The following is a 25777-nucleotide window of genomic DNA, read 5'->3' as shown; positions in this document are numbered from 1 at the left end:
CATGGCCTGGACCGAACGGGCCACCTTCGTGGGCTCGAACATGTCCACCGGGGAGGGCTTGCCGGTGTCGATCTGGCAGAAATCGCAGCGCCGGGTGCACTCGGAGCCGCCGATCAGGAAGGTCGCTTCCTTGTCTTCCCAGCACTCGAAGATGTTGGGACAGCCGGCCTCCTCACACACCGTGTGGAGGCCCTCCTTCTTGACCAGGTTCTTGAGCTGGACGAACTCCGGGCCCATCTGAACCTTGGCTTTAATCCAATCCGGCTTACGTTCCACCGGAGTGGCCGCATTTCGCTGCTCAATGCGCAGCATCTTCCGGCCTTCTGGTGCCAGTGTCACAGTAGAGCTCCTTCGGGGCTTGAAACGAGTGCTTCTTCGTGCTTGCGGAATTCTTCCACGAACCGGTCCGCGATATCGCCGGGGGCAATGTTCCTGCCCGCTTCGATCGACATCGTGGTGACGCCGGCGTCGGTAATGCCGCAGGCAATGATCTGCGCATACGGTGCCAGATCATTGTTGCAGTTGATGGCGACGCCGTGCATTGTGACCCCGTCCAGGACCCGGATGCCGATCGCGGCAATCTTGCGGTCCGGCCCCTTGCTGTCAGCCGTGATCCACACGCCGGCGCGTCCCTTGATCCGCTCGGCGTTGATGCCGTAGTCGGCCATGACCGCGATCATGACGGCTTCGAGCCGCTCCACGTAATCGCGGATGCCGGACCGGTTCTTAAGCTTGAGGATCGGATAGGCGATCAACTGGCCGGGACCGTGCCAGGTCAGCTTGCCGCCGCGGTCCACGGCGACGACGGGTGTTCCGTCGAACGGCCGTTCGTGGTCTTCTGTGAGCTTGCCGGCCGTATAGACGGCGGCGTGCTCGAGGAGCAGGACTGTGCTGGACGCCTCAGCTGCGACGACTTTGTCATGGAGTTCGCGCTGGATGTCCCAGCCCTTCACGTAATCAACGAAATCCGGAGCAAGACCCAGCGTGGAAAACTCAAGAGTCATGGCATCCAGCTTAGACCCCGTCCGCCGTCGTACCCGATTCTGTGGTCAACCTCTCACCGGGACCGCCGAAGGGTAAGGGTACCTGTGGATAACTTCTGCGGGATTCTGCCGCTTCCGCTATTCCTTGGGTATGGAGAAATTCGAGCACGACGGCGGCGCGTACGACGGCGATGCGGCACCTCCTGATGGGGCCGGGTCCCACGATGTTCTCGGCGGGCCGCCCCGGGGAGCGGCCCCGGAGGTTCCCGGTTATGTGGTGGGGCGTGAACTCGGCCGCGGCGGAAGCGCCAGCGTGTGGCTTGTCCGCGAGGAACGGACCCTCCGGGAGTTTGCAGTGAAGTGCTTCGACCCGCCGGAGATCCTGTCACCGTCAGCGCACGACGCCGGTGATCCCGGCATGATGCGGCGGGACAAGGAGGACAACATACGCCGTGAACTGAGGATTCTCTCCACGCTGGATCATGATCACCTGGTGAAAGCGCACCACGTGGTCCGGCTCCGCGGGGCAGCCGACGGCGGCCTGGGGCTGGTCATGGACTACGCGGCAGGCGGATCCCTGGCCCAAGTCGTCAACTGCGGTGGCCCGTTGGGCGTGGGCGAGACGGTAACGGTCCTGACGCCTATTGCCCAGGCACTGGGGTACCTGCACGGCAAGGGCGTCATGCACTCTGATGTCTCGCCAGGCAACGTGTTGTTCACCGCTCACGGCAAGCCCCTGCTGGCGGACCTTGGCATTACGCGCATGGTGGGGGACGCCGCTGTCCCTTTCCCTGCCGGTACTGATGGGTTCCTGGACCCGGCGCCGGTAGACGCCCTGAGGGCAGGTCTGCAGCCCGAACGGGATGTCTACTCTGCTGCGGCAGTCGGCTGGTACTGCCTGACAGGGAAGGCGCCCGAGCGCGGCCAAAGCCGTCCGCCGCTGTCCCTTGTGGTCCCGGATGTGCCCGCCGCCCTGGCCGCCGCGTTGGAAGCGGGTCTTAAGGAGGAACGGCGGGAACGGCCTACGGCCTTGGAATTCGCGGCTGCCATCTGTAGAAGCGCGGATGCCGCCCCGGTGGACCTTGCCGGTGCCGTCCATCCCACGGTGTTGCCCCAGCTGCTGACTCGCCGCAACCTTCCGCCGTCACGCACCGCCCGCCGTGCAGCGAAGGTCCGCGCCTGGCGCCGCCGCCTGGGCGGTCCCGTCAAACGGAAGGTCCGCGCCCCCGGCCGGCATGCCGGCGGAAAGCGGCGGTGGGTCCGCGCTGCGGTGGCAGCACTTGCCTGCACGGGGATCGCGTCCGCGTGGTTCCTGGCCGGGTCACCTCAGGCATCCGCCCCGGAATCGGTGCAAGCGCCGCCGGGACCGGCACAAGAGGTACAGCAGGGGACCGCCGACAGCCCGGTTCAAACGGATGCCAGGCAGCTGGCGCTGTCGCAAAAGCCCGAAGAGGCGGCCCGGGGGCTGGCACAGCTCAGGTCGGCCGCGTTCAGCTCAGGGAAACTCGAACTCCTGGACGAGGTCAATCTGGAGAATTCCCCGGCAGCCGCGGCCGACGCCAGGATCAGCGGACGGCTCCGTGACTCCGGACATGTCCTGGCCGGCTTCGACACCACCCTGACGCGTGCCGAGACAGAGCCTGACGGCTCCGGGTCGCGGGCCGTCGTCGCCATCACGGCGGTCACCTCCGCCTACCAGGAGACAGATACCGGTGGAAATGTCGTGGCCGCGGAGGCCGCCGGTTCGGAGCAGCGGCTACGCCTGGTCCTGGTCAGTTCCGGCGGGCGCTGGCGGATCCAGGAGATCCTGCCCGCGAGCTAAGTGCCTAGGCCTGGTCCCGGCCGGTGGCCCAGGCCGCTGCCTGGGCGAGCGAGGGATGCTGCCATTTGAATCCGGCCCCGGCCAGCATGGCGGGCTCCATGCGCTGGCTTCCCAGCAGGAGTTCATCGGCCAGCTTGCCCATGACCAGACGCAGCACCGGAGCGGGAACCCGGAACAGGGCCGGCCGGTGGAGTGCGCCGGCGAGCCTGGCAACCAGGGCATTGACGTCCGCAGTTTCCGGGGCGCAAAGGTTGACCGGGCCGGCCAGCGGTGCCGACAACAGGAAACCGAACGCGGAGGACACATCGGGCAGCGTCATCCAGGGCCAGCATTGCCTGCCGTTTCCCAGCGGGCCGCCGACTCCCAGCCGGAGCAAAGGCAGCAGCCGTCCCAGCGCGCCTCCGGACCTGCTGAGGACCACCCCCGTCCGGGGGGTGACAACACGGACGCCTGCCGGGGCCCCGTGTGCGGCTGCTTCCCACTCATGGCAGATCCGTGCCATGATGCCGCTGCCGTTCGGCGAGTTCTCGCGAAGCACGGCGTTACCGCGGTCACCGTAATAGTTGGAACCTGACTGGCTGATGAAGACCTGCGGCGGCTGCTCCAGCTTCGCCATCGCCGCTGCCAGGGTGCGGGTCGGGTCCAGCCTTGAGCGGAACAGCTCATCGATGCGTCGCCGGGTCCATGGGCGGTCGCCGATCCCGGCCCCGGACAGGTTGATGACAGCGTGCGCGCCCTCTAGATGGGCGGGATCAAGCTGCCCGGCCGCGGGCTCCCATCGAAATTCGCCGGCCGTTGCCGGTGCCCTGCGCACCAGCCGGATGACTTCGTGGCCACCGGAACGCAGATGGGCGGACAGGTCGCTTCCGATAAGGCCTGAGGCGCCGGCCATGATGATTCGCATGATCCATCTCACCATGCCCGGCACGGCCGCGGAACCTCCCGACCGGCCCGCCGACTTTGACTATGATCGAACGATGACCTCTTCGAGCTACTTTCGTTTCCCGCATCTGCACGGCGATCTGGTCACCTTCGTGGCCGAAGACGACGTCTGGATTGCACCCCTGGACGGAGGCCGCGCCTGGCGTGTTTCCTCCCTTCAGCTGCCCGCCCGCAACCCGCGCTTTACGCCCGACGGCAAGCGCCTGGTATGGACAGTGGTGCAAGGAACGGCGCCGGAAGTTGTCACCGCCGACGTCGAAGGCGGCGGGTACCGGCAGCTGACGTACTTCGGCCACAGCTCGACCCGGGTCAAGGGCTTCACCGCTGCGGGGGACGTCCTCGTCACCAGTGCGTTCCGGCAGGCCGAAAGCCGCCACACGCATGCCTACAGCGTCCCGCTCGAAGGCGGCTGGTCGGAGGAACTGGCGTTCGGACCGGTCGAGTCGGTGGCGTTCGGCCCTGAGATCGGCGATGAGCGCCCCGTGGTGGTGGCCAGTGTGCTCTCACGCGAGCCTGCCTGGTGGAAGCGCTACCGCGGCGGAACCGCCGGAAAGCTCTGGATCGACGCCGACGGCAACGGTGAGTTCGAACGGCTGGTCCCGGAGCTGGACGGCAACCTGGCGGATCCCATGTGGGTTGACGGACGGGTGGCCTTCCTGTCCGACCACGAAGGCTACGGGAACCTGTACTCGGTGCTCCCCAACGGCAGCGGGTTGCGCCGCCACACCGATCACGAAGATTTCTATGTGCGCCACGCCGCCACGGACGGCAAGCGCGTGGTGTTCGAATCCGCCGGCGAGCTCTGGCTGCTTCCCGATCTGGGTGCCGACGCCGTCAAGCTCGACATTTCGCTGGGATCGGCTTCCCAGGGGCGGAGGCCGGCACTCCTAAAGACTGCCCGTCACCTTGGTGCCGTGATTCCGGACCACACCGGGTCCTCCAGCGCCGTGGAGGCGCACGGCACCATCCACTGGCTCCGCCACAAGGACGGACCGTCGCGCGTTGTGGAGGCCACACCGGGTGTTCGTGCCCGCCTGCCGCGGCCGCTGGGCGAGGGCCGTATTGCCTACGTTGCCGACCATGACGGCGTGGAGGCCCTGTACATCAACGAAATCGCTCCGCAAGTGGCGAGTGCGCAGGCCGCGCCGGCCACACGGCCCCAGCCGGCAGCAGCCGGGCAGGAGCCGGGAACACCGCTGCCCAAGCCCGTCCCGGCGTCGGGGATGAACCGTGCGGGCGTCGAGTCGCCTGCGGGGGATGACTCTGCGCCAGAGTCCGTTCCCGGCGCTGGCGGAAGCACAGCCGACGGAAACACTGCCGCAGCACAGGGTGCCGAGGGCGCGGGAGACGTTGCTGGGGCCGCGCGCCTCAAGAAGGTCGATTTCCCCAAATCCACCCGGGCGAGTGCCATGGAGGCCAGCCCGGATGGCCGGACCCTGGCCGTGGGGACCTCCTTTGGCGATGTCTATCTGGCCGACACCCGGACCGGGAGCATCAAGCTCGTCACCAGCATCGGCGAGGGCACGATCGACGGCCTGTGCTGGTCGCCGGACTCTGCCTGGCTCGGGTGGTCAGAGCCCGTCACTTCGTTTGGCTCACGCAGCCGGCTCCGGATCGTCCGGGTGGACGATCCCGAGTTCAAGGTCGTGGACGTCACGGACGGACGCTTCCGCGACGCCTCGCCGTCCTTCACCCCTGACGGCAAATTCATCGCGTTCCTCTCGAACCGCAGTTTTGACCCCGTCTACGACGGACACTCCTTTGACCTGTCCTTCCCCAGCCCGATCAAGCCCTACCTGGTGGCGCTCGCTGCCGACACACCGTCGCCGTTTGGCCCCTCGGTGGACCTCATGGACGGCCCGGACGGTGAAACCGGCCCGGATGCCGATGGGGGCGAGGCCGGCGGAACCGGTGACGGTGTGCCTGCTGTCCGGGTGGATGCTGAAGGACTGGCCCACCGCGTGATCGGAGTCCCGGTCCCGCAGGGCAACTATTCGGCCCTCGAGGCCACGCCCGGCGCTTTGCTCTGGCTGGACAACGCACTCGCCGGCGTCACCGGCGACGGCCGGGCCACGACAGACGACAAGGACGCCGCACCGGGACTGGTGCGTTTTGACATGGCCAAGCGCAAGACGGCCACCATCGTGGATGCCCTGGACAGCTACCGGGTGTCCGGTGACGGCAGGAAGGTGGTCTTCCTGCAGGACAAGCAGATCCGGGTGGCACCTGCCGACGCCAAGGCCGACGAGGACTCCGCCCAACTGGTGAAGGTTGATGTCAGCCGCATCCGTGTGCTCATGCATCCGCTGAGCGTGTGGGGCCAGGCGTTTGACGAAGCCTGGCGGCTCCAGCGTGACTTCTTCTGGACCGAGGACATGGCCGGACAGGACTGGGAGTCAGTGCACCGCCGTTACCGTCCCCTCGTGGACCGGCTGGGGTCGCATGACGACCTCGTGGACCTTTTGTGGGAACTGCACGGCGAACTGGGGACATCCCACGCCTACGTTCGTCCGGTGGCTGTCACTGAAAACGGCAGCAACGGGCAGGGCCGCCTGGGCGCGGACCTGGCTTTCACCGGGGCGGGCTGGGAAATAACCCGCATCCTGGCGGGCGAGTCTTCGGATCCGCTCGCAACCTCCCCGCTGACCCGGCCGGGAGCGGACGCCAAGGCCGGGGACATCCTGCTCGCCATCGACGGGGTGGAACTTTCGGAAACACTGACTCCTGCCATGCAGCTCGTCGGTGCGGCGGGAAGGGCCGTGGAGCTGACCCTCCGCAACGGCGCAGCCCACGGCGAGGCGGCAGGCGATCAGCGCCGCGTTGCCGTGGTGCCGGTCAAGGACGAGGAGCGGCTCCGCTACCAGGAGTGGGTTGCCGGCAACCGGCGGACGGTGCGTGAAGCGTCCGGCGGAACGTACGGCTACCTGCACATCCCGGACATGATGGCGAACGGCTGGGCGCAACTCCACCGCGACCTTGACACCGAGACAGCACTGGACGGCCTGATCGTGGATGTCCGGCGCAACCGCGGCGGCCACACGTCCCAGCTTGTTGCCGAGCTCATCGGCCGCAAGGTGACGGGATGGAGCATGCCCCGCGGCGAAAAGCCCCGGACCTACCCGCACCACGCACCGCGCGGACCGGTAGTGATCCTGACGGACGAGTTTGCCGGTTCGGACGGGGACATCATCACCCAGGTGTCCAAGCTCCGCGGCATCGGTCCGGTCATCGGTACCCGTACCTGGGGCGGCGTGGTGGGCATCGACAACCGATTCTCCCTCGCGGACGGAACCGGAGTGACGCAGCCGCGCTACGCCACCTGGTTCAGCGGGGGAGTGGGCTGGGGTGTCGAGAACTTCGGCGTGACGCCGGACATCGAGGTGACGTTCCCGCCGCATGCCTACGCCGCAGGCAGGGACCCCCAGTTGGAATACGGCATCGGTGCCCTGAAGGAAATGATCCAGGAACTTCCCACTGACCGCCCGCCGCTGCGTGAAGGCTACCGGCGGTTGCTCCCGGCCCCCCTGCCCGCCCGCACCAACCAGGGCTGAGCCGGCCGCCGGCCGGGACACACAAAGGCCCCGTTTCCTGCCCTGGTCATCAGGGCAGGAAACGGGGCCTTTGCCATGCGGCTGCCGGAGCGGCCGCACGGCTGAAACCTAGGAAGCCGCGAGCGTGGCGTCCATGGTGATGTCGATGCTGGCCAGTGCGCCGGAGACAGGGCAGCCGACCTTGGCTTCCCCTGCAATCTTCTGGAAGTCCTCTTCGGAAATGCCCGGGATCTTGGCGCTGACGGTCAGGTGGCTGCCAGTGATGCCGGTGCCAGGTACGAAGGTGACATCGGCTTTGGTGTTGACCTCGTCAACAGTGAAGCCGGCCTGGCTGAGCGCGAGGCTGAACGCCATGGAGAAGCAGGCCGAGTGGGCTGCGGCGATCAGCTCTTCGGGGCTGGTCTTCCCTTCGGACTGTTCTGCGCGGGCCTTCCACGTGACGGCGTAGGTGCCCAGTCCGGAGCTGTCCAGCGTGGTGTTGCCGGACCCCTCGAACAGGTCGCCGTTCCATACGGTGTGCGCGGTGCGTGTTGCTGCCATATCCACTCCTCAGCTTAGTTTCGATCCGGTCCGGGCTTCCGCCCAAACCCTCCGGATCAATCCTATGGATTCAGGACCCGCAGCGCACGGGCTGTCCGCTGTCAGAGGATTATGACCGTCTACACTGGCGCCATGGGAACCCAACGCCGCAGGAACCAGGCCGCTGACATTTCACCGCAGGCGCGGATCGCCGCCATCATGGTCAACGCGGGCAACGCCGAAGAGCTGGCCACATTCTGGGCGGCGCTGCTCGGCACCACCGTTTCCGCACGCTTTGACCAGTTCGTCTGGCTGAAGCCGGCATCGCCGGGAGCGCCCCAACTGGCCTTCCAGGAGGTCCCTGATGCCACACCGGGACGGCGGCGGCTGCACCTTGATGTCCACGGCCCCGATCCGGACGGCCTGCGCGCCCACGCTGAATCGCTGGGTGCGGTCTTCGTGGACGGACATGACATCGGCGACTTCCACTGGGACGTAATGCATGATCCCGAAGGCAACGAATTCTGCATCGCCCGGGACTGACCAGCCCCGCAGCCGGGAGGGGGAACGACGACGGCGACGCCCCCTGGCCGGGAGCGTCGCCGTCGTCGTTGGTCGCCGGGGTCGTTGAAGCAGTTACTGCCAGAGGGTGGCGATTGCCACGTTCAGCAGCGCCAGGCCGCCCACGCTGTGGGCCAGGCCCTTGCTGATCGGCTCATCCTTCTTGTACTTGCGGCGGCCGATGAAGGCGAGCACGCCGACAGCCAGTGCAATGGCGAACTTGATGCCGAGCTTGAAGTAGTTGGCGTCCATGTCCAGGGCCGGAATGAGCCCCATCATCACGATGCCGGTGATGAGCTGCAGGGCGGCGCCGTCGAACTGGCGGGGGTGCACCGTGGGCTTTTTCATGTTGCCGATCCAGATGCCGACAATCATCGCTGCGCCGACGATGTGGAGGAAGACCATGATGTTATAAACGATGTCCATGGGGCCAGTCTAGCCAGAGGGTTCTACGCTTCGTAGTAAGCCCCGCGGGAAGATTTGGCGACGATTCGGTAACCAAAAACGGCGGCGGTGCAGGCCATCCGGTGGTTTCCCACCGGGCCTGCACCGCCGCCGTTGTTGACGCTAAGGCTTACAGCCCCAGATCCGCCTCGAAGGCACCTTCTTCAAGGCGGGCCTTCAGGGTCTGCAGGAAGCGGCCCGCATCAGCGCCGTCCACCAGGCGGTGGTCGTACGTCAGGGACAGGTACATCATGGAGCGGATGGCGATCGAGTCGTCACCGTTCTCATCGGCCACCACCACGGGGCGCTTGACGATCGCGCCGGTGCCGAGGATGCCGACCTGCGGCTGGTTGATGATCGGGGTGTCGAACAATGCGCCGACAGAACCGATGTTGGTGATGCTGAACGTTCCGCCGGACAGCTCATCCGGGCCGATCTTGCCGTCGCGGGTCCGGCCTGCGACGTCGGCGATCTTGCCGGCCAGGCCGGCAAGATTCAGGCTGCCGGCATCGGAGATGACCGGAACCAGGAGGCCCTTGTCCGTGTCCACGGCGATGGCCAGGTGCTCGGCGTTGTGGTAGGTGATTTCCTGCTTGTCTTCGTCGTAGGCAGCGTTCACCTTCGGGTGCTGCTTCAGCGCCTCGGCTACCGCCTTGGCGATGAACGGCAGGAAGGTCAGCTTCACGCCGTTCTGTGCCTGGAAGGAGTTCTTGGCCTTGAGGCGCAGCTTGGCAATCTTGGTCATGTCCACTTCGTGGACCTGCGTCAGCTGGGTGGAGATGTCCAAGGACTCGCGCATGCGGCGGGCAATGACCTGGCGGATGCGCGGTGCCTTCTGCACGGTGCCGCGCAGCGACGAGGGGGCGGCGGAAACCGGGGCAGCCGATGCGGAGGATGCGGGAGCCGCGGCGGCAGGAGCCGGAGCTGACTTGGCCTCGGCCGCAGCAATCACGTCCTGCTTGCGGATGCGGCCGCCCACGCCGGTGCCGGTCAGGGAGGAGATGTCCACGCCCTGCTGGTTGGCGAGCTTGCGCACCAGGGGAGTGACGTAGCCGGACTCGGCCGGTGCTGCTTCTGCGGCAGGTGCCGCTGCGGCTGCCTGTGCCGGAGCCGGTGCGGCCTGCTGGGGAGCTGCGGGTGCTTCGGCCTTGGCAGCGGCTGCCGGGGCTTCCTGCTTCGGAGCCTCGGCGGCGGGAGCCTCCTGCTTCGGAGCCGGTGCGGCGGGTGCAGCAGCGGGTGCGGCTGCGCCGGAGCCGATAACAGCAAGAACGGAACCAACTTCGGCGGTCTCGTCCTCGTTGACGCGGATCTCCTGCAGCGTGCCGGCTACCGGCGATGGGATCTCGGTGTCCACCTTGTCGGTGGATACCTCAAGGAGGGGCTCGTCAACCTCGACGGAGTCGCCGACGGCCTTCAGCCAGCGGGTGACGGTGCCTTCGGTGACGGATTCGCCGAGGGCCGGCAGGGTAACTTCGTGGCTCTCGCCGGAGGCGGCCGGAGCGGCTTCCGCGGCCGGAGCCTCGGCAGCTGCGGGAGCCTCGGTGGAGGGCGCTTCTTCAGCGGCGGGTGCTTCTTCGGCCGGCGCCTGCTCTGCGGGAGCTGCTTCGTCGGAAGCACCGGCCGAACCGGAGCCGTCACCAATGCGGACGAGCGGGGCGCCGACTTCGGCGGTCTCATCTTCGGCGACGAGGATTTCCTCAATCACGCCAGCAATCGGAGAGGGGATTTCGGTGTCTACTTTGTCGGTGGAAACCTCGAGCAGCGGCTCGTCCACCTCTACCCGGTCACCTACCTGCTTGAGCCAGCGGGTGACGGTTCCTTCGGTGACACTCTCACCGAGGGCGGGCAAGTTAACGGATTCAGACATGTCGTCCCCGTTCTCCTTATTGATCTTTAGTGCGGATGATTGCTGCCTTGTTCGAGCTTAGTGCACCCTGCGGATCATGCCGGGTGCACTAAGCTCAGTGTTCTTGCGGTGGTGCGGGCGGATTTACTACCCGTGGAGGGCTTTGCCCGCGAGGGCAAGGTGGGCCTCGCCGAGGGCCTCGTTCTGGGTCGGGTGGGCGTGCAGCAGCTGTGCCACGTCCTCCGGGTAAGCCTCCCAGTTCACGATCAGCTGTGCTTCACCGATCTGCTCGCCCATGCGGGAGCCGATCATGTGGACGCCCACTACGGGGCCGTCCTTCTGGCGGACCAGTTTGACCAGGCCGCCGGTGCCGAGGATGGAGCTCTTGCCGTTGCCGGCGAGGTTGTACTCCTGGATTTCCACCTGGTCGTCACCGAACTTTTCCTTGGCGCCCTTCTCCGTGTAGCCCACAGTGGCGATTTCGGGCTCGGAGTAGGTGACCTTGGGGATGTTGACGTCTTCAACGATGACGGGCTTCAGGCCGGCGATTTCCTCGGCCACGAAAATGCCCTGCTGGTAGCCGCGGTGGGCCAGCTGGACGCCCGGGACGATGTCGCCCACGGCGTAGACGTTGCCGACGCCGGTGTGCAGGCGTTCGTTGGTGATGACGAAGCCGCGGTCGATGGTGATGCCGGCGTCTTCGTAGCCAAGGTTGGCGGTTACCGGTCCGCGGCCGACGGCCACGAGGAGCAGTTCGGCTTCGAAGGTCTTGCCGTCGACGAGGGTGACCTTGACGCCGTCGTTGTTCTGCTCAACGCCCTGGAAGAAGACGCCGGTGGAGAACTTGATGCCGCGCTTCTTGAACGCGCGCTCGAAGTTCTTGACGATCGCGGTGTCCTCGTTGGGGACCAGCGAGGGCAGGCCTTCAACGATGGTGACGTCCACGCCGAACGACTTCCAGACCGAGGCGAACTCGACGCCGATGACGCCGCCGCCCAGGATGATCGCGCTCTTGGGGATGTAGTCCATGGTCAGCGCCTCGTCGGAGGTGATGACCTTGCCGCCGATTTCCAGTCCCGGCAGCGTCCGTGAGTACGAGCCCGTGGCGAGGACGATGTTCTTGCCCTTGTAGGCAGTGCCGTTCACGACGACGGTGTCGGTGCCCTGCAGCTTGCCTTCACCTTCGATGACGGTGATGCCCTTGGACTTGATGAGGCCCTGCAGGCCCTTGAACTTGCCGGCGATGATGCCGTCTTTGTAGGCGTTGACAGCACTCATGTCGATGCTGTCCAGGGTGACGTTGACGCCGTACTTCGCGGAGTCGCGGGCGTGGTCGGCGAGCTCGGCGGAGTGCAGGAGCGCCTTGGTGGGGATGCAGCCATTGTGCAGGCAGGTGCCCCCGAGTTTCCCCTTCTCCACGAGGCCTACGGTGAGGCCAAGCTGAACAGCGCGGAGGGCTGTGGCGTAACCGCCGCTGCCGCCGCCGAGTACCAGGATGTCGAATTCTTGCGCAGTTGCCTGATCGGCCACTTAGACGCTCCCTCGCGTGAACGATGACACGAGAGTACGCATCATCTGGTCTTGGAACTTGCTCTGCCGTGATTATGTCAGCAGGCCGGTTCTCTTGCATTTGTGACTACCGCAGTTCACCTTAGCGAACCACTTATCCATGCTCCACCTTGTCACGGCGTTTGTGGAGCGCTTGTGTCGAGTGTCACGCGGCTTTGTGGCCGACGGATCATGGACCCGGCCACAAAGCCGCGTATGACACACGCAGACGCTTAGGCGGAAGCCGCCAGGACGTCTTCGACGTATGCCACGAGGGTGCGGACAGTGCAGCCCGTGCCCTGCTTGGGGGTGTAGCCGTAGGGGCCGCCGTTATTGAACGACGGGCCCGCGATGTCGATGTGGGCCCACGGAATCTGCTCGCCGTCCTTGCCCTTGCCGACGAATTCACGCAGGAACACTGCGGCGGTCATCATGCCGCCGTGGCGCTCACCGATGTTGGCGAGGTCCGCCACCTCGGAATCGATGCTGGCGCGGAGCTCGTCCGGCAGGGGCATCGGCCATACCAGCTCGCCGGCGCGGTCAGCCGCAGCCTTCAGCGGGCCGGTGACGCTGTCCGAGCCCATCACTCCGGCGGTCCGGTTGCCCAGGGCGATCAGCTGCGCGCCGGTCAGGGTGGCGACGTCGATGATGGCGTCCGGGTACTCCTGGCTGGCGGCCACGATGCCGTCCGCCATGACCAGGCGGCCTTCGGCATCCGTATTAAGGACCTCGACGGTCTTGCCGCCGAACATGGTGAGGACGTCCGCCGGGCGCTGCGCGGCACCGGAGGGCATGTTTTCGGCAATGCAGAGCCACGCGGTGGCTTTTACGGGCAGGCCGAGGCCTGCGATCGCCAGCACGGTGTTAAGCACGACGGCGGCGCCCGCCATGTCGCTCTTCATGTCGCCCATGCCGAGGGCGGGCTTAATGGAGATGCCGCCGGTGTCAAAGGTGATGCCCTTGCCGACGAGGGCGATCTTGGCGCTGGCCTTGGACGGCGCGTACTCCACCTTGACCAGGCGCGGCTGCCTGGTGGATCCCTTGCCAACGCCCATGATCCCGCCGAAGCCCTCCTTTTCGAGGCGCTTCTCGTCCCACACGGTCACCTTGACCGGCAGGCCCTTGGAGAGTTCCTTGGCGGCATCGGCAAAGGACTCGGGGAACAGGTGGCTGGGCGGCTGGTTCACCAGCGAGCGGGTGGCGTTGACGGCCTTCCCGATCAGGGCGGCACGGTTCAGCAGGGGCTGCAGGTCCTTGTTTCCAGCGAAGTCCGTGGAAATCACCACATTCTGCACCGGATCCTTGCGGCCGTTGGCGGAGGAGCGGTACTCGGTGAAGGAGTAGGAACCCATGGCGGCGCCTTCGGCGATGGCCGCCACCTCGGCGAGTGACGCCGTCGGAAGGGCCAGCGTCACGGTGGTGAGGCCGGCAAGCTGGCGGACGGCGGAGCCCGCCGCGCGCCGCAGCGCCTCCTCCGAGAGCTTGCGTCCGGGACCCGGCTTGCCGACTCCGGCCAGTACCAGGACGGCTGCGCCGGCTTCGGGAAGGCCCGGGAGCCGGTGGACCTGGTCGGCGGCGCCGGTGAGGCCAAGAACCTTCAGGGACTCCGCGATGGCCTCGGCGGACTTGGCCGTCAGCGGGTTGTCCAGCAGCACGGGACCGTCGGGCCCCTGTGCCACTCCAATGACCAGAGCGTCCGTCGGCGACTTCTTAATGTCGCGCGCAACGACGCTAAGTTTGATTTCAGTATTCTTGACCACGAGGATCAGTCCTCAATTCTCTGTGATTTTCGGCAGGAAGCGCATGTTGGGCGCCCCGCCATGGGAACCGGCCGTCGTCGGCTTGAGACGCAACCCGGTGTCTGCAAGGCCGTCCGTAGGGCCAGTTCCGATCGTAGTCTCTCCGCCCGGGCCGCGCTGAATCTCATGAGACCTGCAACACACCGCCGGTGGAACGGTCCGGTGCGGAATGCTTGGGCCGGCCGGTGCGTTGTAAGAAATATCCGGCGGATCTGCGCGGATTCATTGGCGCACGTGCCATTGAATCTGCTTATTGGGTTGCCGCCCCTGCGGTGCTGACGCACCCCGCCTCCGCCGCCACTTCGAAAGGAACATGCCGTGCTTGAACGGATTTCCGGCTCCCTGCTGGACCCCGACGCTCTCTATGTGAGCAACGCCGAGCTGTTCGACAGCCCGTCACTCCGCGGGCTCAATCTGGTGATGGGCTTTACGGGATTCGCTGACGCCGGCCACGTGGTCAAGCAGATCACCGCCGAGCTGCTGGACACCCTCGATTCGGAGCCGGTCGCCGTCTTCGATGCCGACCAGCTGATCGATTACCGTACGCGCCGTCCGCACGTCACGTTCGTCGAGGACCACCTCCAGGATTACCAGGCCCCCAAGCTGGCCCTCTACCGGCTGGTCGACGGGCTGGGGAGTCCGTACCTCTTCCTGGCCGGCTTCGAACCCGATCTCCAGTGGGAACGGTTCGCCCGCGCCGTGGTCCGGATCGTCGAGCACCTGGATGTGAACCTGGTGACGTGGATCCACTCCATCCCGATGCCGGTGCCCCATACCCGGCCGGTGGGGGTTACCGTTCACGGCAACCGCCCTGAGCTCATCGAGGGAATTTCCGTCTGGAAACCCACGGTGGAGGTCCCCGCGGCCGTGGGCCACATTCTTGAACTGCGGCTCACCGAAGCCGGCCGCAATATTGTCGGGTACGTCATCCACGTCCCGCATTACCTGGCCGAAGCCGAATACCCCAACGCCGCCGTGGCCGGCCTGGAGTACCTGGGGGCAGCCACCTCGCTGATGCTGCCCACCGACCGCCTGCGTGAGGCCGGCCGGGAAGTGGGGCGGCAGATCGCCGAGCAGCTGGAGGCATCCGAGGACGTGCAGCAGGTGGTGTCCCGCCTCGAGACCCGCTACGACGAGAAGGCGGAGGGGACGGTGCGCCGTTCGCTGCTCGCCGATGAAAACGATGAACTTCCCAACGCAGACGCGCTCGGAGCAGCGGTGGAAGCCTATCTCGCCCGTAAAGAACCCGGACAATAAATCCTATTTTTCCTGCCGCAGGCATAATGGGTAGGTGACTGCACCCCGCGCCTGGCTCATCTGGACCGTCGGGATATTCGCATACCTTGTTGCCGTCAGCCAGCGTACTTCGTTTGGCGTCGTGGGCCTTGAGGCGACGGAACGGTTCCACGCCACCGCAGCGGAGATCTCCTTCTTCACCGTGCTGCAGCTCCTGGTCTACGCAGGCCTGCAGATCCCGGTAGGCGTGCTCGTGGACCGCCTGGGATCGCGGACCATGATCGCCGGCGGAGCCGTCCTGATGGGCCTTGGCCAGCTTCAGCTCGCCTTCGCGGACAACATTCCCGGCGGGGTGCTCGGCCGCGTACTGGTGGGCGCCGGCGACGCCATGACGTTCATCTCCGTGATCCGGCTGATACCCCTGTGGTTCGCCCCGGCCAGGGTACCGCTCATCACGCAGCTGACCGGAATGTCGGGCCAGCTCGGGCAGCTCTTCAGCGTGGTCCCGTTCGCGATGATCCTCCACTCCGCCGGATGGACCCCCGCGTTCCTCACCCTCGCGGCGATGTCCGCGCTCGCCGTCGTCCTGGTACTGGCCGCGCTGAAGGATCAGCCGCCCGGACACCCGCGCCCGGAACCAGGCCAGGGGCTGAAGGCCACCGGCATCTCCCTTTCCAGCGCCTGGCGGCAACCGGGAACGCGGCTGGGGCTGTGGAGCCACTTCACCATCCAGTTCAGCGGCACCGTGTTTGCCATGACCTGGGGCTACCCGTTCCTGATTTCCGCGCAGGGCCTCGATACAGGCACCGTGTCCGGACTGATGGCCATATACGTCGCCGCCGCCATCGCGGCCGGACCGCTGATTGGCAGGTTCGTCTCCCGGCATCCGCTGCGGCGCTCCACCATGGTGCTCCTGATTGCCGCCACCACCGCGGCGGCCTGGGCTGCGGTGCTGCTGATGCCGGGCCGCTCGCCGCTCTGGATGCTTGCCGGGCTGGTGGTCGTTCTGGCCATCGGCGGGCCGGGCTCCATGATCGGCTTCGACTTTGCCCGCACCTTCAATCCGGCCCACCGGATCGGAACCGCCACCGGAATCGTCAACGTCGGCGGGTTCATTGCGGCACTGGTGGCCATTTACCTCGTCGGCGTAGTGCTTGACGTCCTCCACGCCAGCGGCTTCTCCCGCGGTGAGCTGTACGGCCTCGATCCGTTCCGGATCGCCCTGAGCGTCCAGTTCGTCCTGATTGGCATTGGCGCGGGCGCGATCATCATCACCCGCCGGAAGGTCCGGCGCCAGATGGCCGCCCAGGGCGTTGTGGTGCCGCCCCTGCTCAAAGCCCTCGCGCAGCAGCGCCGCCGCAACCTGGAACGCCGCCGCGCGGAGTAGGTTCCTTCCTTTGTCCACATAGGCGACGTGGGCACTGCCGGCGGCCCGCCAGCGGATTCAGTCTGGATGCATGACACCTCCAGAACGACTGACCATCACCGGCCCCGAGGACATCCTGGGCTTCATTCCGCACTCCCTTGGCTACTGGCCGGCCAATAGCCTGGTGGCCATGACCATGCAGGGCAAACGGCTGGGGGCCACCCTCCGCGTCGACCTGCCAGGCTTCGACTCCGATTCCGGGCTGCGGCGGTTTTCGCGCACGGTCAGGGACTACCTGGAAGCGGACCATGACGCCGACGGCACCCTCCTGGTGCTCTTCAGCGACGAGGGATGGGTTGGCCGTACGGGTCCTGATTCCCGGGGTGTCCCCGCCGGCGCGCCGGTGCAGGGGACTCTGGGTAGCCTGCTGGCCGCGCTCGAGGCCGACCTGGAGTCCTCCGGCCGGCCGGTCCGTGACGCCTGGTACGTCGGCGAGGCCTTCTGGCGGAACGCGTATTGCCTTGATCCGTCCTGCTGTCCGTTTCCGGGCCGTTCCGTGGATGAGATCAGGGACAGCCGGCTCAACGCCGAGATGGTGTTCCGTGGCAGCAGTGTGGGCGAGGATCCTGCAGTTGCAGGAAGAGTCCTGCCCGCGGACGTAGCCGCCGACCCGTCCGTGCTGGACGCCGAGCAACGTTGGGCCGGGGAGTTTGCTGCGCGCCGGGGGAGCCACTCCCAATTCGGGACCATTCTGGACGCCTGGGAGCGCGTGCTGGCGGCGGATGCGGGAACAGGCCTCCCGGCCGAGCTGGCCGGGTATCTGCGGGCTTCCCTGTGCATCCCCCATTGGCGGGACGCGGTGCTGGTGATGAGTGCGGCAGGCCGTCAGGCGGCGGAGCAGGGAGCCGAGGACTTCGGGATGTTCGATCCCGACGCCGGCGAGCACGTAGTCCCACCACCGTTTGAACCGCCTGAGCGGAAGCTGCCGGCGGGACCGCCGCTGGAGCGGCTGCCGTCGGCCGGTCCGGCGGAGGATGATGCCTGCCCTGTTCCGGCGTACGGGGATGTGCTGCTGGGGCTGGCGCCGCGGTCGCCACGCTGGGACCGGATGAGGGCCCTGGAAGGTGTGTTGCTGCAGATCGGTGCGGCCGGCGGGGGAGAGGGCGGCGCGGCATCGCTGACGGGACGGGGCTGGATCGAGTGGTGCCGCGGCAGGGGCTCGTTCGCGCACGCGCTGTTGGACCAGGCCGCCGCTGCGCATCCCGGTTACCGGCTGGCAGAGCTCCTCTCGGAACTGGTCAGCCGAGGGACGCTGTGCGGCTGGGCCGGGCGCCGTGACGCGGCCTGGCAGAAGTTCGAACCGGACGCGGCCTAGGGACCGCCGGACTCCGGCGCGAGGCCGGGCGGGATGCGGGCCCTCCGGCCGAAACATTCCGGCCGGCGCACCGCCCTGAGGCAGCGATTGGGAAAACCGTGAGACAATGGATGCCGAGACCCGGTTGGGTCCGTGAATCAAGTGCATGTAGTGGTGCCCGGAAACGGGAACATTACGGCCGCTCCGGCAGTTCTACTTAATGGTTCTGCTGGCCGCGATCGCACCTGATGTGAATCACGGACTTGACAGGGTCATAGTGGTGTTGCCCGTATGGTGATTCCACAGACCGCCGCTAGAAAGGTTTTCTGTGACCCCGTCTTCCGCGAAGAAGGAACCCGCCGACCAGGCCGAATTGTCCCCTGAGGAGAAGAAGGCGGCGACGAGCGCCAAGCGTGCCGCCACGCGTGCAGCCAATAAGGCTGTCAAAGATGCTTCCGCCGACGGCAGCACGCCGGCAAAGCCCGAGCCCAAGAAGCGCGGACCCAAGCCCGGTGCCAAGGCCGCAGCCGAAGCTGCCGGCAAGTCCCGCACGTCGGACGACGACGATTCAGAGGACGAGCTGGATGAGGATCTCGACGACGTAACTCCGGATCCGTCCGAGCTGACCGAGGAAGAGGCCGCCAGCAAGACCGGCGCCGCAGCCACGGGCTCAGGCTTCGTATACTCCGACGCCGATGACGACGATGCCCCGGTGCAGCAGGTCATGTCCGCCGGCGCCACGGCCGACCCCGTCAAGGACTACCTGAAGCAGATCGGCAAGGTTGCCCTGCTGAACGCAGAGCAGGAAGTGGACCTTGCCCTCCGCATTGAGGCGGGCCTGTTCGCCGAGGAGAAAATCGCGGCGGACGACGGCTCCATGGATCCGAAGCTCAAGCGCGAGCTCGAATTCGTCATCCACGACGGCAAGCGTGCCAAGAACCACCTGTTGGAGGCCAACCTCCGTCTGGTCGTTTCGCTGGCCAAGCGCTACACCGGTCGCGGCATGCTGTTCCTTGACCTGATCCAGGAAGGCAACCTGGGCCTCATCCGTGCGGTCGAGAAGTTCGACTACACCAAGGGCTTCAAGTTCTCCACCTACGCCACCTGGTGGATCCGCCAGGCCATCACCCGCGCCATGGCTGACCAGGCCCGCACCATCCGCATCCCGGTGCACATGGTGGAAGTCATCAACAAGCTGGCACGTGTCCAGCGCCAGATGCTGCAGGACCTTGGGCGCGAACCTACGCCTGAGGAGCTGGCCCTCGAACTGGACATGACCCCTGAGAAGGTTGTTGAAGTCCAGAAGTACGGCCGCGAGCCCATCTCGCTGCACACCCCCTTGGGTGAGGACGGCGATTCCGAGTTCGGTGACCTCATCGAGGACTCCGAGGCCGTCGTTCCCGCCGACGCTGTCAGCTTCACCTTGCTGCAGGAGCAGCTGCACTCGGTGCTGGACACCCTGTCCGAACGCGAAGCCGGCGTTGTCGCCATGCGGTTCGGCCTCACCGACGGACAGCCGAAGACTTTAGACGAAATCGGCAAGGTCTACGGAGTGACGCGCGAGCGGATCCGCCAGATCGAATCGAAGACGATGTCCAAGCTGCGGCACCCGTCCCGGTCCCAGGTCCTGCGCGACTACCTGGACTAAAGAAGGCCCGGCCTTAACCGGCCGGTCCGGATCGACACATGGGAAAGGCCCCGCCGGCGGCGGGGCCTTTCCCATGTGTGGAGCGTCCCATATGTTGAGCCCAGGGTAACCGAAAAGGGCAAAGAAACAGGGCCCCTCCGAAGCGGAGGAGCCCTGTTAGGGTCAGCGAGTTGCCTAGTCCACCGAAACCGTCGGCTTCTCGTGAAGCCGGCCCGTCTCATCGTGCCAGTCAGAGCTCAACGGCTTGAGCGTTGCCTCGATCGCACGGGCGTGGTGGCCACAGAAGAGCAGCTCACCGCCGGAGGACTCGAGTACAACCCGGACATATGCCTGAGCTCCGCAACGATCGCACCGGTCCAGTGCATTGAGTGTGCGGTCTGCCACTGCTGTTGTCATGTCGGCCTCCTTAGTAGATCTGTACCTCTATGTAACCAGTATTCGTAGCAATTCCATCGCAAGGATGGGGCAAGTTCGCTGTACGCGTATCCGCAAGAATTGATCAAGGCCTGCAAATCCGGTTACGAAAAGGTAACGCATGGGCCCGTCCGCACCCGTCGGCAGGTGTGGCAGGCGGGCCGCCGGGGCAAGGCCGACTAACCTAGGAAGAGCGTCAAAAGCCTTAGCTGTTCCGTCACTGAAGGAGTTCACAACCCGTGGCACCAAGTTCTGAGTACACCGCCCGGCACCTGTCTGTACTGGAAGGCCTCGAAGCCGTCCGCAAGCGCCCGGGCATGTACATCGGTTCCACCGACTCCCGCGGCCTGATGCACTGCCTCTGGGAGATCATTGACAACTCCGTCGACGAGGCTTTAGCCGGTTATGGCCACGACATCAAGATCATCCTGCACGCCGACAACTCCGTGGAGATTCACGACGACGGCCGCGGCATCCCCGTGGATGTCGAGCCCAAGACCGGACTGACCGGCGTCGAGGTCGTTTTCACCAAGCTGCATGCCGGCGGAAAATTCGGCGGCGGCTCCTACACGGCGTCCGGCGGCCTGCATGGTGTCGGCGCTTCAGTGGTCAACGCGCTGTCCTCCCGGCTGGACGTGGAAGTGGACCGCGGCGGGAAGACGTACAAGATGTCCTTCCGGCGCGGCGAGCCGGGAAGGTTCAAGGATCCGGGAACCAAGCCCGATCCGGCCGCGACGTTCCAACCGTTCGTCGAGGACTCCGTCCTTGACATCGTGGGCAAGGCCAAGCGCGGCGTCACCGGCACCCGGATCCGCTACTGGGCGGACCGTCAGATCTTCACCCCGGACGCCAAATTCTCCTACGACGAACTGGCTTCACGGGCCCGGCAGACCTCGTTCCTCGTGCCCGGCCTGAAACTCACCGTCCGCGATGAGCGCAAGCTTCCCGGTACGCCCGGCGAACTCGGCGGCCACGAAGAAATCTTCCACCACGACGGCGGGATCTCTGAGTTCGTGGACTACCTGGCGGCGGACCCCGCAGTCACGGACACATGGCGGCTGCACGGCTCGGGCAAGTTCAAGGAAACCGTTCCGGTGCTGGACGAGCGGGGACACAGCCAGCTGGCTGAAGTGGAGCGTGACTGCGAGGTGGACGTCGCCCTGCGCTGGGGCATCGGATACGACAGCACGGTGCGCAGCTTCGTCAACATCATCTCCACCCCCAAGGGCGGAACCCACCAGTCAGGCTTTGAGCAGGCCCTGGTCAAAACCTTCCGCAAGGCCGTGGAAACCAATGCCCGCAAGCTCAAGGCCGGCAACGACAAAATCGAAAAAGACGACATCTTCGCGGGGCTGACAGCGGTGCTGACGGTGCGCCTGGCTGAGCCGCAGTTCGAAGGACAGACCAAGGAGATCCTCGGCACGTCCGCGGTCCGGGCCATCGTGGCCCGCGTGGTGGAAAAGGAGATCAACGCCAAGCTGAGCTCCGCCAACCGCAATGACAAGGCCCAGTCAGCACTGCTGCTGGAAAAAATCGTCAGCGAGATGAAGTCCCGCATATCGGCGAGGGTGCACAAGGAGACGCAGCGGCGGAAGAACGCGCTGGAAACGTCCTCCATGCCCACCAAGCTCGCGGATTGCCGCACCGATGACGTGGCCCGCTCGGAACTGTTCATCGTGGAGGGCGATTCCGCGCTGGGCACAGCCAAGCTCGCGCGCTCCTCGGACTTCCAGGCACTGCTGCCGATCCGCGGCAAGATCCTCAACGTCCAGAAGGCCTCGGTGGGGGACATGCTCTCCAACGCCGAATGCGCGGCACTCATCCAGGTGGTGGGCGCCGGGTCCGGCCGCAGCTTCGACATTTCGGCGGCACGCTACGGCAAGGTGATCCTCATGACGGATGCCGACGTCGACGGCGCGCACATCCGCACGCTGCTGCTCACGCTCTTCTTCCGCTACATGCGCCCCATGATCGATGAGGGCCGCGTGTTCGCCGCCGTCCCTCCGCTGCACCGCGTGGAAGTCATCAACGCCGGGCAGAAGGCCAACGAAATGATCTACACCTACTCCGAAGCCGAACTGCACGTCCTCCTGGCCCGGCTGGCCAAGGAGGGCAAGCGCTACAAGGAGCCCATCCAGCGCTACAAGGGCCTCGGTGAAATGGACGCCGAGCAGCTCGCGGAGACCACCATGGACCCGCGCCACCGGACGCTGCGCAAAGTGGGCATCGAAAACGCCAAGCACGCCGAGGAAACCTTCGACCTGCTGATGGGTTCCGACGTCGCACCGCGCAAGGACTTCATCATCGCCGGCGCGGCGGGCCTGGACCGGGAGCGGATCGACGCCTGAGCCGGGCACCCCGGGCGGCGCCCGAACCGGTCGCCGCCCGGGCCCCGGGTTTGGCGGCGCCCGGCGCCCGGTGCAGCCGCGCGCCGGCTACCCGCCCTGCTAGCCGAGGAGCCCCGGGACAATCAGCAGCGCTGTGGGGACGGCCAGCAGCAGCAGGCAGCCAGCCAAAACCATGGCCCTCAGCGAGGCCGGCAGGGGCTCCTTGGGGGATAGGAGCCGGCTGACCCTCGAGGCAGTGGTCCGGGCCGAACCCGCGCCGCCGGACGCGCCCGAGATGCCGCCGTCGGCGATTCCGTCGGTGACAATTCCGTCTGGCACCAGCGGAAGCGCGCCGTCGAGCACCGCGCGGTTGCCTGCCGACCCGGACGGTCCGCTGGCAACAATGGCAATGGCCTTGATCAGCGTGGCCTTGCTTTCGGTCTTGAGGGCGACGTCGTCAGCCAGCATCTCGATGAGTGAGTTGACCGCTTCCTGGGCCAGGCGCGTGGTCGGAAGCCAGGGGAGGGCCTGCCGCCATGCCGCAAAAGCCCACAACAGGAGGTGGTGGCGCTGGCTCAGGTGGGCGTTTTCGTGGATGAGCACCGCCCGCAGTTCCGCCGGTTCCAGGGCGGCCATCAGGCCGTCGCTCAGAACCGTTACAGACCGTGCACCGCCGGGCAGGCAATAGGCCACGGGGGAATCATGGTTGATGACCACCGTGCCCGGCCCGTCAATGGACGGTGACGCCAGGAGGGCCAGGAGTTCCCGGTGTCGCCGGCGCTGCCGTTCGATCCGATAGTAGGTCAGCAGCAGGGTAAAGACGAGATGCGCTGTCAGTAGCGCCGCGGCCGACAACGCGAAAAGGTGCCAGAAACCCAGCGCTGTGGTGGGTGCGTTGAACAGGACCATGCCGGCCAGTCCGCGCAGCCCGGCCAGCAGGTTGTCGCCGATCGGTTCGAGGCCATAGGCCAGCATGGCACCGATCATGGACAGGCCGCCGGCCAGGGCGATTGCCTGCCACAGCACCATGGCCGTAAAGGGGGACCGCGCCGGCCATTGGGCGCGCGAAAGGAGGATAGGCACCGGCCACGCCAGGACTATCGCCAGGACCGCCAGAAAATATGAGGTCCAGAACATGCGCTGTTAGCTGTGGCCAAGCAGTTTGCGCAGCGTTTCGGCTTCACTTTCGGTGACGGAGCCAATAAAGCGGGCGAGCACAGCTTCGCGGTCCGGCGCGGAGCCCAGCACTTCATGCATGAGTTCGGCCGTGTGGTCCGCCCGGCTGGACACTGCCTGGTACCGGTGGGGGCGGGTGCCGCGTTCGCGCTCCACAAGCCCCTTCTTCTCCAGGCGTGACAGCACGGTCAGGACGGTGGTCACCGCGAGGTCCTTGCCCTCGTGGCCGGCCGTGCCGCCCTGGGCCTGCGTGCTCAGCGCCAGGAGGTCCCTGAGCGTGTTGGCGGTGGCCGCTTCCTGGCCTGCCCAGAGCAAGTCCATCACTGCCCGTTCCAGTTCACCAAGACTTGCCATGCCGTACATCCTTCTTAAAGGTCCGATCCGCGGGGCCGGAACGGCCGTCGCGGAGCGTAGATCGAATACTTAAGTTCTAAATTTACCTCCTTTTGGACTTTCTTTCTACATGAGGTAGAACAGGCGGCGCGTCGTGCCCTTGCCAGTGGCTCCGGCCAATGGAACTGTTGGTTACACTGCACGCCGAAAGTGTTCTACACTCTGTAGAAGTTGATGTTCTACGTTGCGTAGAAGACTTGGGACTGTTGAGAGCCTAGCCAAAAGTAGGGACTGCCTTGGACGCTTTGGAAATCGCACGCTGGCAATTCGGAATCACCACTGTCTACCACTTCATGATGGTGCCGCTGACCATCGGGCTGGGCCTCGTGGTGGCAGTCATCCAAACTGTCTGGTACCGCACCGGCAAGCCGGAATACCTGCGCATGACCAAGTTCTGGGGAAAGCTGTTCCTGATCAACTTCATCATGGGCGTTGCCACCGGCATCGTGCAGGAGTTCCAGTTCGGCATGGCCTGGAGCGAGTACAGCCGCTTCGTCGGCGACGTGTTCGGGGCGCCGCTGGCACTCGAGGCGCTCCTGGCCTTCTTCGTCGAGTCCACGTTCCTGGGCCTGTGGATCTTCGGCTGGAAACAGCTCAGGAGGGGCGTTCACCTGGCCTGCCTCTGGATTGCCGTGATCGGCTCAGTGTTCTCCGCGTACTTCATCATCGTGGCCAACAGCTGGATGCAGCATCCCGTCGGTGTGGAAATGGTCAACGGGCGGCCGGTCATGACAGATGCCTGGGCCGTCTTCACCAACAACACCGCCCTGGTGGCAGTGCCGCACACCCTCTTCGGCGCCCTGGCAGTAGCCGGCGGCTTTCTGTTGGGCATTGCCTGGTACCACCTGTGGCGCCGCCGCCATGACGGCATCGACACCGTGGGATCCGACGGCAAGGTCATTCCCGGCGAAGCGGACATCCCCGGGCGGGACAAGGCTGACTACAAAGTCTGGATCACCTCGCTGCGGATCGGCGCCGTCGTCGCCATGATTTCCTTTGCCGGAACCGCGCTCACCGGCGACCTGCAGGGCAAACTGATGTTTGAACAGCAGCCCATGAAGATGGCCGCGGCGGAAGCAGCCTGCCACGACGGCACGGGCTTCTCTGTCCTCAGCGTTGGCAACGTCGGTTCGAAGAACTGCGACGACATCGTGGCGGTCATCGAAGTGCCAGGAATCCTGTCCTTCCTCGCCAAGGGTGACTTCACCACCGAGGTGAAGGGCGTCAACAGCCTGCTGGACCAGTACAAGGCCGACTACGGCACCCACCTCCCGGACAACCCCATATACGGAGACCGTGCCGGCCAGGAAATCGAGTATGTTCCCGTTATGGAAGTGACCTACTGGGGTTTCCGGATGATGATCGGGTTCGGCGGCCTGGCGGCCCTGGCGGCCCTCGTGGCGCTCTGGGCGACCCGCAAGGGCACCGTGCCGGCGTCCCGCGGACTGATGCGGCTCGCCGTCGTCGGCATCCTGGCCCCGTTCGGAGCCAACGCTGCCGGCTGGATCTTTACCGAAATGGGCCGCCAGCCGTTCGTCGTGGCGCCGAACCCCGATCCGAGCGGCATCGACCAGGTGTTCATGTTCACGGCTGCCGCCGTCTCGCCCGGTGTCTCGGCGGGGGAACTCCTCACGTCCCTGGTGGTGCTGACGGCCGTCTACGCCGTGCTCCTGGTGGTGGAGGTGAAGCTGCTGGTGAAGTACATCCGCGGCGGCGTCGTTTCCGCCATGCCGGAACTGGCACACGCCCCGGCGGACGAAAACGAAGACGCCACACCGGGCCCCGGGGGCACCGGCAAACCCGGTGACTCCGACGACGTCCTGGCATTCGCCTACTAAGAGCAGAGGA

General features: G+C 66.0%; 19 protein-coding genes and 1 pseudogene. 9 read left to right on the top strand and 11 right to left on the bottom strand.

Annotation, left to right across the window (positions count from 1 at the left end; translation table 11 throughout):
• Together AC1DRE_RS15145 and lipB are read right to left on the bottom strand one after the other, a co-directional pair.
• Positions 1-339, bottom strand: a pseudogene (locus AC1DRE_RS15145) (lipoyl synthase); the annotation flags it as partial.
• Positions 336-1004 carry a lipoyl(octanoyl) transferase LipB gene (gene lipB, locus AC1DRE_RS15140; protein WP_476985363.1) on the bottom strand — a complete coding sequence of 223 codons (669 nt, stop codon included), beginning with the start codon at positions 1002-1004 and terminating at the stop codon, positions 336-338. The pseudogene AC1DRE_RS15145 and the gene lipB, both read right to left, overlap by 4 nt.
• A 130-nt stretch (positions 1005-1134) precedes the next feature.
• Here lipB and AC1DRE_RS15135 point away from each other — a divergent pair, with 130 nt between their 5' ends.
• Positions 1135-2805 carry a serine/threonine protein kinase gene (locus AC1DRE_RS15135; RefSeq protein ID WP_476985362.1) on the top strand — a complete coding sequence of 557 codons (1671 nt, stop codon included), beginning with the start codon at positions 1135-1137 and terminating at the stop codon, positions 2803-2805.
• Between the two features lie 4 nt (positions 2806-2809).
• Here AC1DRE_RS15135 and AC1DRE_RS15130 read toward each other — a convergent pair whose 3' ends face one another.
• Positions 2810-3709 carry a TIGR01777 family oxidoreductase gene (locus AC1DRE_RS15130; protein ID WP_476985361.1) on the bottom strand — a complete coding sequence of 300 codons (900 nt, stop codon included), beginning with the start codon at positions 3707-3709 and terminating at the stop codon, positions 2810-2812.
• Between the two features lie 73 nt (positions 3710-3782).
• Between AC1DRE_RS15130 and AC1DRE_RS15125 the strand changes: the two genes are divergently transcribed.
• Positions 3783-7298, top strand: a complete 3516-nt coding sequence (locus AC1DRE_RS15125; protein ID WP_476985360.1) for a S41 family peptidase — start codon at positions 3783-3785, stop codon at positions 7296-7298.
• A gap of 108 nt (positions 7299-7406) precedes the next feature.
• Here the strand turns inward: AC1DRE_RS15125 and AC1DRE_RS15120 are convergent, their stop codons facing one another.
• Complete coding sequence (locus AC1DRE_RS15120; RefSeq protein ID WP_476985359.1) at positions 7407-7838, bottom strand: OsmC family protein; 432 nt, start codon at positions 7836-7838, stop codon at positions 7407-7409.
• A 132-nt stretch (positions 7839-7970) separates the two neighbouring features.
• On the opposite strand from AC1DRE_RS15120, the gene AC1DRE_RS15115 reads away from it, so the two are divergent.
• Entirely contained in the window at positions 7971-8360 is a 390-nt protein-coding gene (locus AC1DRE_RS15115; RefSeq protein WP_476985358.1) for a VOC family protein, read from the top strand.
• A gap of 93 nt (positions 8361-8453) precedes the next feature.
• Here AC1DRE_RS15115 and AC1DRE_RS15110 read toward each other — a convergent pair whose 3' ends face one another.
• The 4 genes from AC1DRE_RS15110 to AC1DRE_RS15095 form a co-directional block, all read right to left on the bottom strand.
• A complete protein-coding gene (locus AC1DRE_RS15110) occupies positions 8454-8804 on the bottom strand; it encodes a hypothetical protein (protein WP_104176324.1) in 351 nt (116 codons plus the stop codon).
• Positions 8805-8952: 148 nt separating this feature from the next.
• Entirely contained in the window at positions 8953-10689 is a 1737-nt protein-coding gene (gene sucB / locus AC1DRE_RS15105; RefSeq protein WP_476985357.1) for a 2-oxoglutarate dehydrogenase, E2 component, dihydrolipoamide succinyltransferase, read from the bottom strand.
• A 126-nt stretch (positions 10690-10815) separates the two neighbouring features.
• Positions 10816-12198: a dihydrolipoyl dehydrogenase gene (gene lpdA, locus AC1DRE_RS15100; protein WP_476985356.1), complete on the bottom strand. Its 1383-nt coding sequence runs from the start codon at positions 12196-12198 to the stop codon at positions 10816-10818.
• Between the two features lie 251 nt (positions 12199-12449).
• Complete coding sequence (locus tag AC1DRE_RS15095; RefSeq protein ID WP_476985355.1) at positions 12450-13976, bottom strand: leucyl aminopeptidase; 1527 nt, start codon at positions 13974-13976, stop codon at positions 12450-12452.
• A 357-nt stretch (positions 13977-14333) separates the two neighbouring features.
• On the opposite strand from AC1DRE_RS15095, the gene AC1DRE_RS15090 reads away from it, so the two are divergent.
• The 4 genes from AC1DRE_RS15090 to AC1DRE_RS15075 all read left to right on the top strand — a co-directional run bounded on the left by AC1DRE_RS15090 (position 14334) and on the right by AC1DRE_RS15075 (position 19619).
• A complete protein-coding gene (locus AC1DRE_RS15090; RefSeq protein ID WP_476985354.1) occupies positions 14334-15272 on the top strand; it encodes a proteasome assembly chaperone family protein in 939 nt (312 codons plus the stop codon).
• Positions 15273-15306: 34 nt separating this feature from the next.
• The gene (locus tag AC1DRE_RS15085; protein WP_476985353.1) at positions 15307-16638 is read left to right on the top strand and encodes an MFS transporter; all 1332 of its coding nucleotides are present in this window, start codon (positions 15307-15309) and stop codon (positions 16636-16638) included.
• A gap of 70 nt (positions 16639-16708) precedes the next feature.
• Positions 16709-17992, top strand: coding sequence for a DUF4192 family protein (locus AC1DRE_RS15080; RefSeq protein WP_476985352.1), 1284 nt, complete (start codon positions 16709-16711; stop codon positions 17990-17992).
• Positions 17993-18299: 307 nt separating this feature from the next.
• Positions 18300-19619, top strand: a complete 1320-nt coding sequence (locus AC1DRE_RS15075; RefSeq protein WP_476985351.1) for an RNA polymerase sigma factor — start codon at positions 18300-18302, stop codon at positions 19617-19619.
• Positions 19620-19793: 174 nt separating this feature from the next.
• Here AC1DRE_RS15075 and AC1DRE_RS15070 read toward each other — a convergent pair whose 3' ends face one another.
• Positions 19794-20015, bottom strand: coding sequence for a DUF7455 domain-containing protein (locus tag AC1DRE_RS15070; RefSeq protein WP_104174969.1), 222 nt, complete (start codon positions 20013-20015; stop codon positions 19794-19796).
• Positions 20016-20272: 257 nt separating this feature from the next.
• Here AC1DRE_RS15070 and AC1DRE_RS15065 point away from each other — a divergent pair, with 257 nt between their 5' ends.
• Entirely contained in the window at positions 20273-22381 is a 2109-nt protein-coding gene (locus AC1DRE_RS15065; RefSeq protein WP_476985350.1) for a DNA gyrase/topoisomerase IV subunit B, read from the top strand.
• Between the two features lie 99 nt (positions 22382-22480).
• On the opposite strand, the gene AC1DRE_RS15060 is transcribed toward AC1DRE_RS15065, so the two are convergent.
• Both AC1DRE_RS15060 and AC1DRE_RS15055 read right to left on the bottom strand, forming a co-directional pair.
• Positions 22481-23497 carry a M56 family metallopeptidase gene (locus tag AC1DRE_RS15060; protein ID WP_476985349.1) on the bottom strand — a complete coding sequence of 339 codons (1017 nt, stop codon included), beginning with the start codon at positions 23495-23497 and terminating at the stop codon, positions 22481-22483.
• Between the two features lie 6 nt (positions 23498-23503).
• Positions 23504-23890 carry a BlaI/MecI/CopY family transcriptional regulator gene (locus tag AC1DRE_RS15055; RefSeq protein ID WP_476985348.1) on the bottom strand — a complete coding sequence of 129 codons (387 nt, stop codon included), beginning with the start codon at positions 23888-23890 and terminating at the stop codon, positions 23504-23506.
• 275 nt (positions 23891-24165) lie between these two features.
• Between AC1DRE_RS15055 and AC1DRE_RS15050 the strand changes: the two genes are divergently transcribed.
• Positions 24166-25767: a cytochrome ubiquinol oxidase subunit I gene (locus AC1DRE_RS15050; RefSeq protein ID WP_214954913.1), complete on the top strand. Its 1602-nt coding sequence runs from the start codon at positions 24166-24168 to the stop codon at positions 25765-25767.
• Positions 25768-25777: the final 10 nt, after the last annotated feature.

Source organism: Arthrobacter sp. P4_H3 (assembly GCF_056400885.1).
The sequence above is the reverse complement of the archived record's forward strand: the minus strand, read 5'-3'. Positions and strand labels throughout refer to the sequence as shown.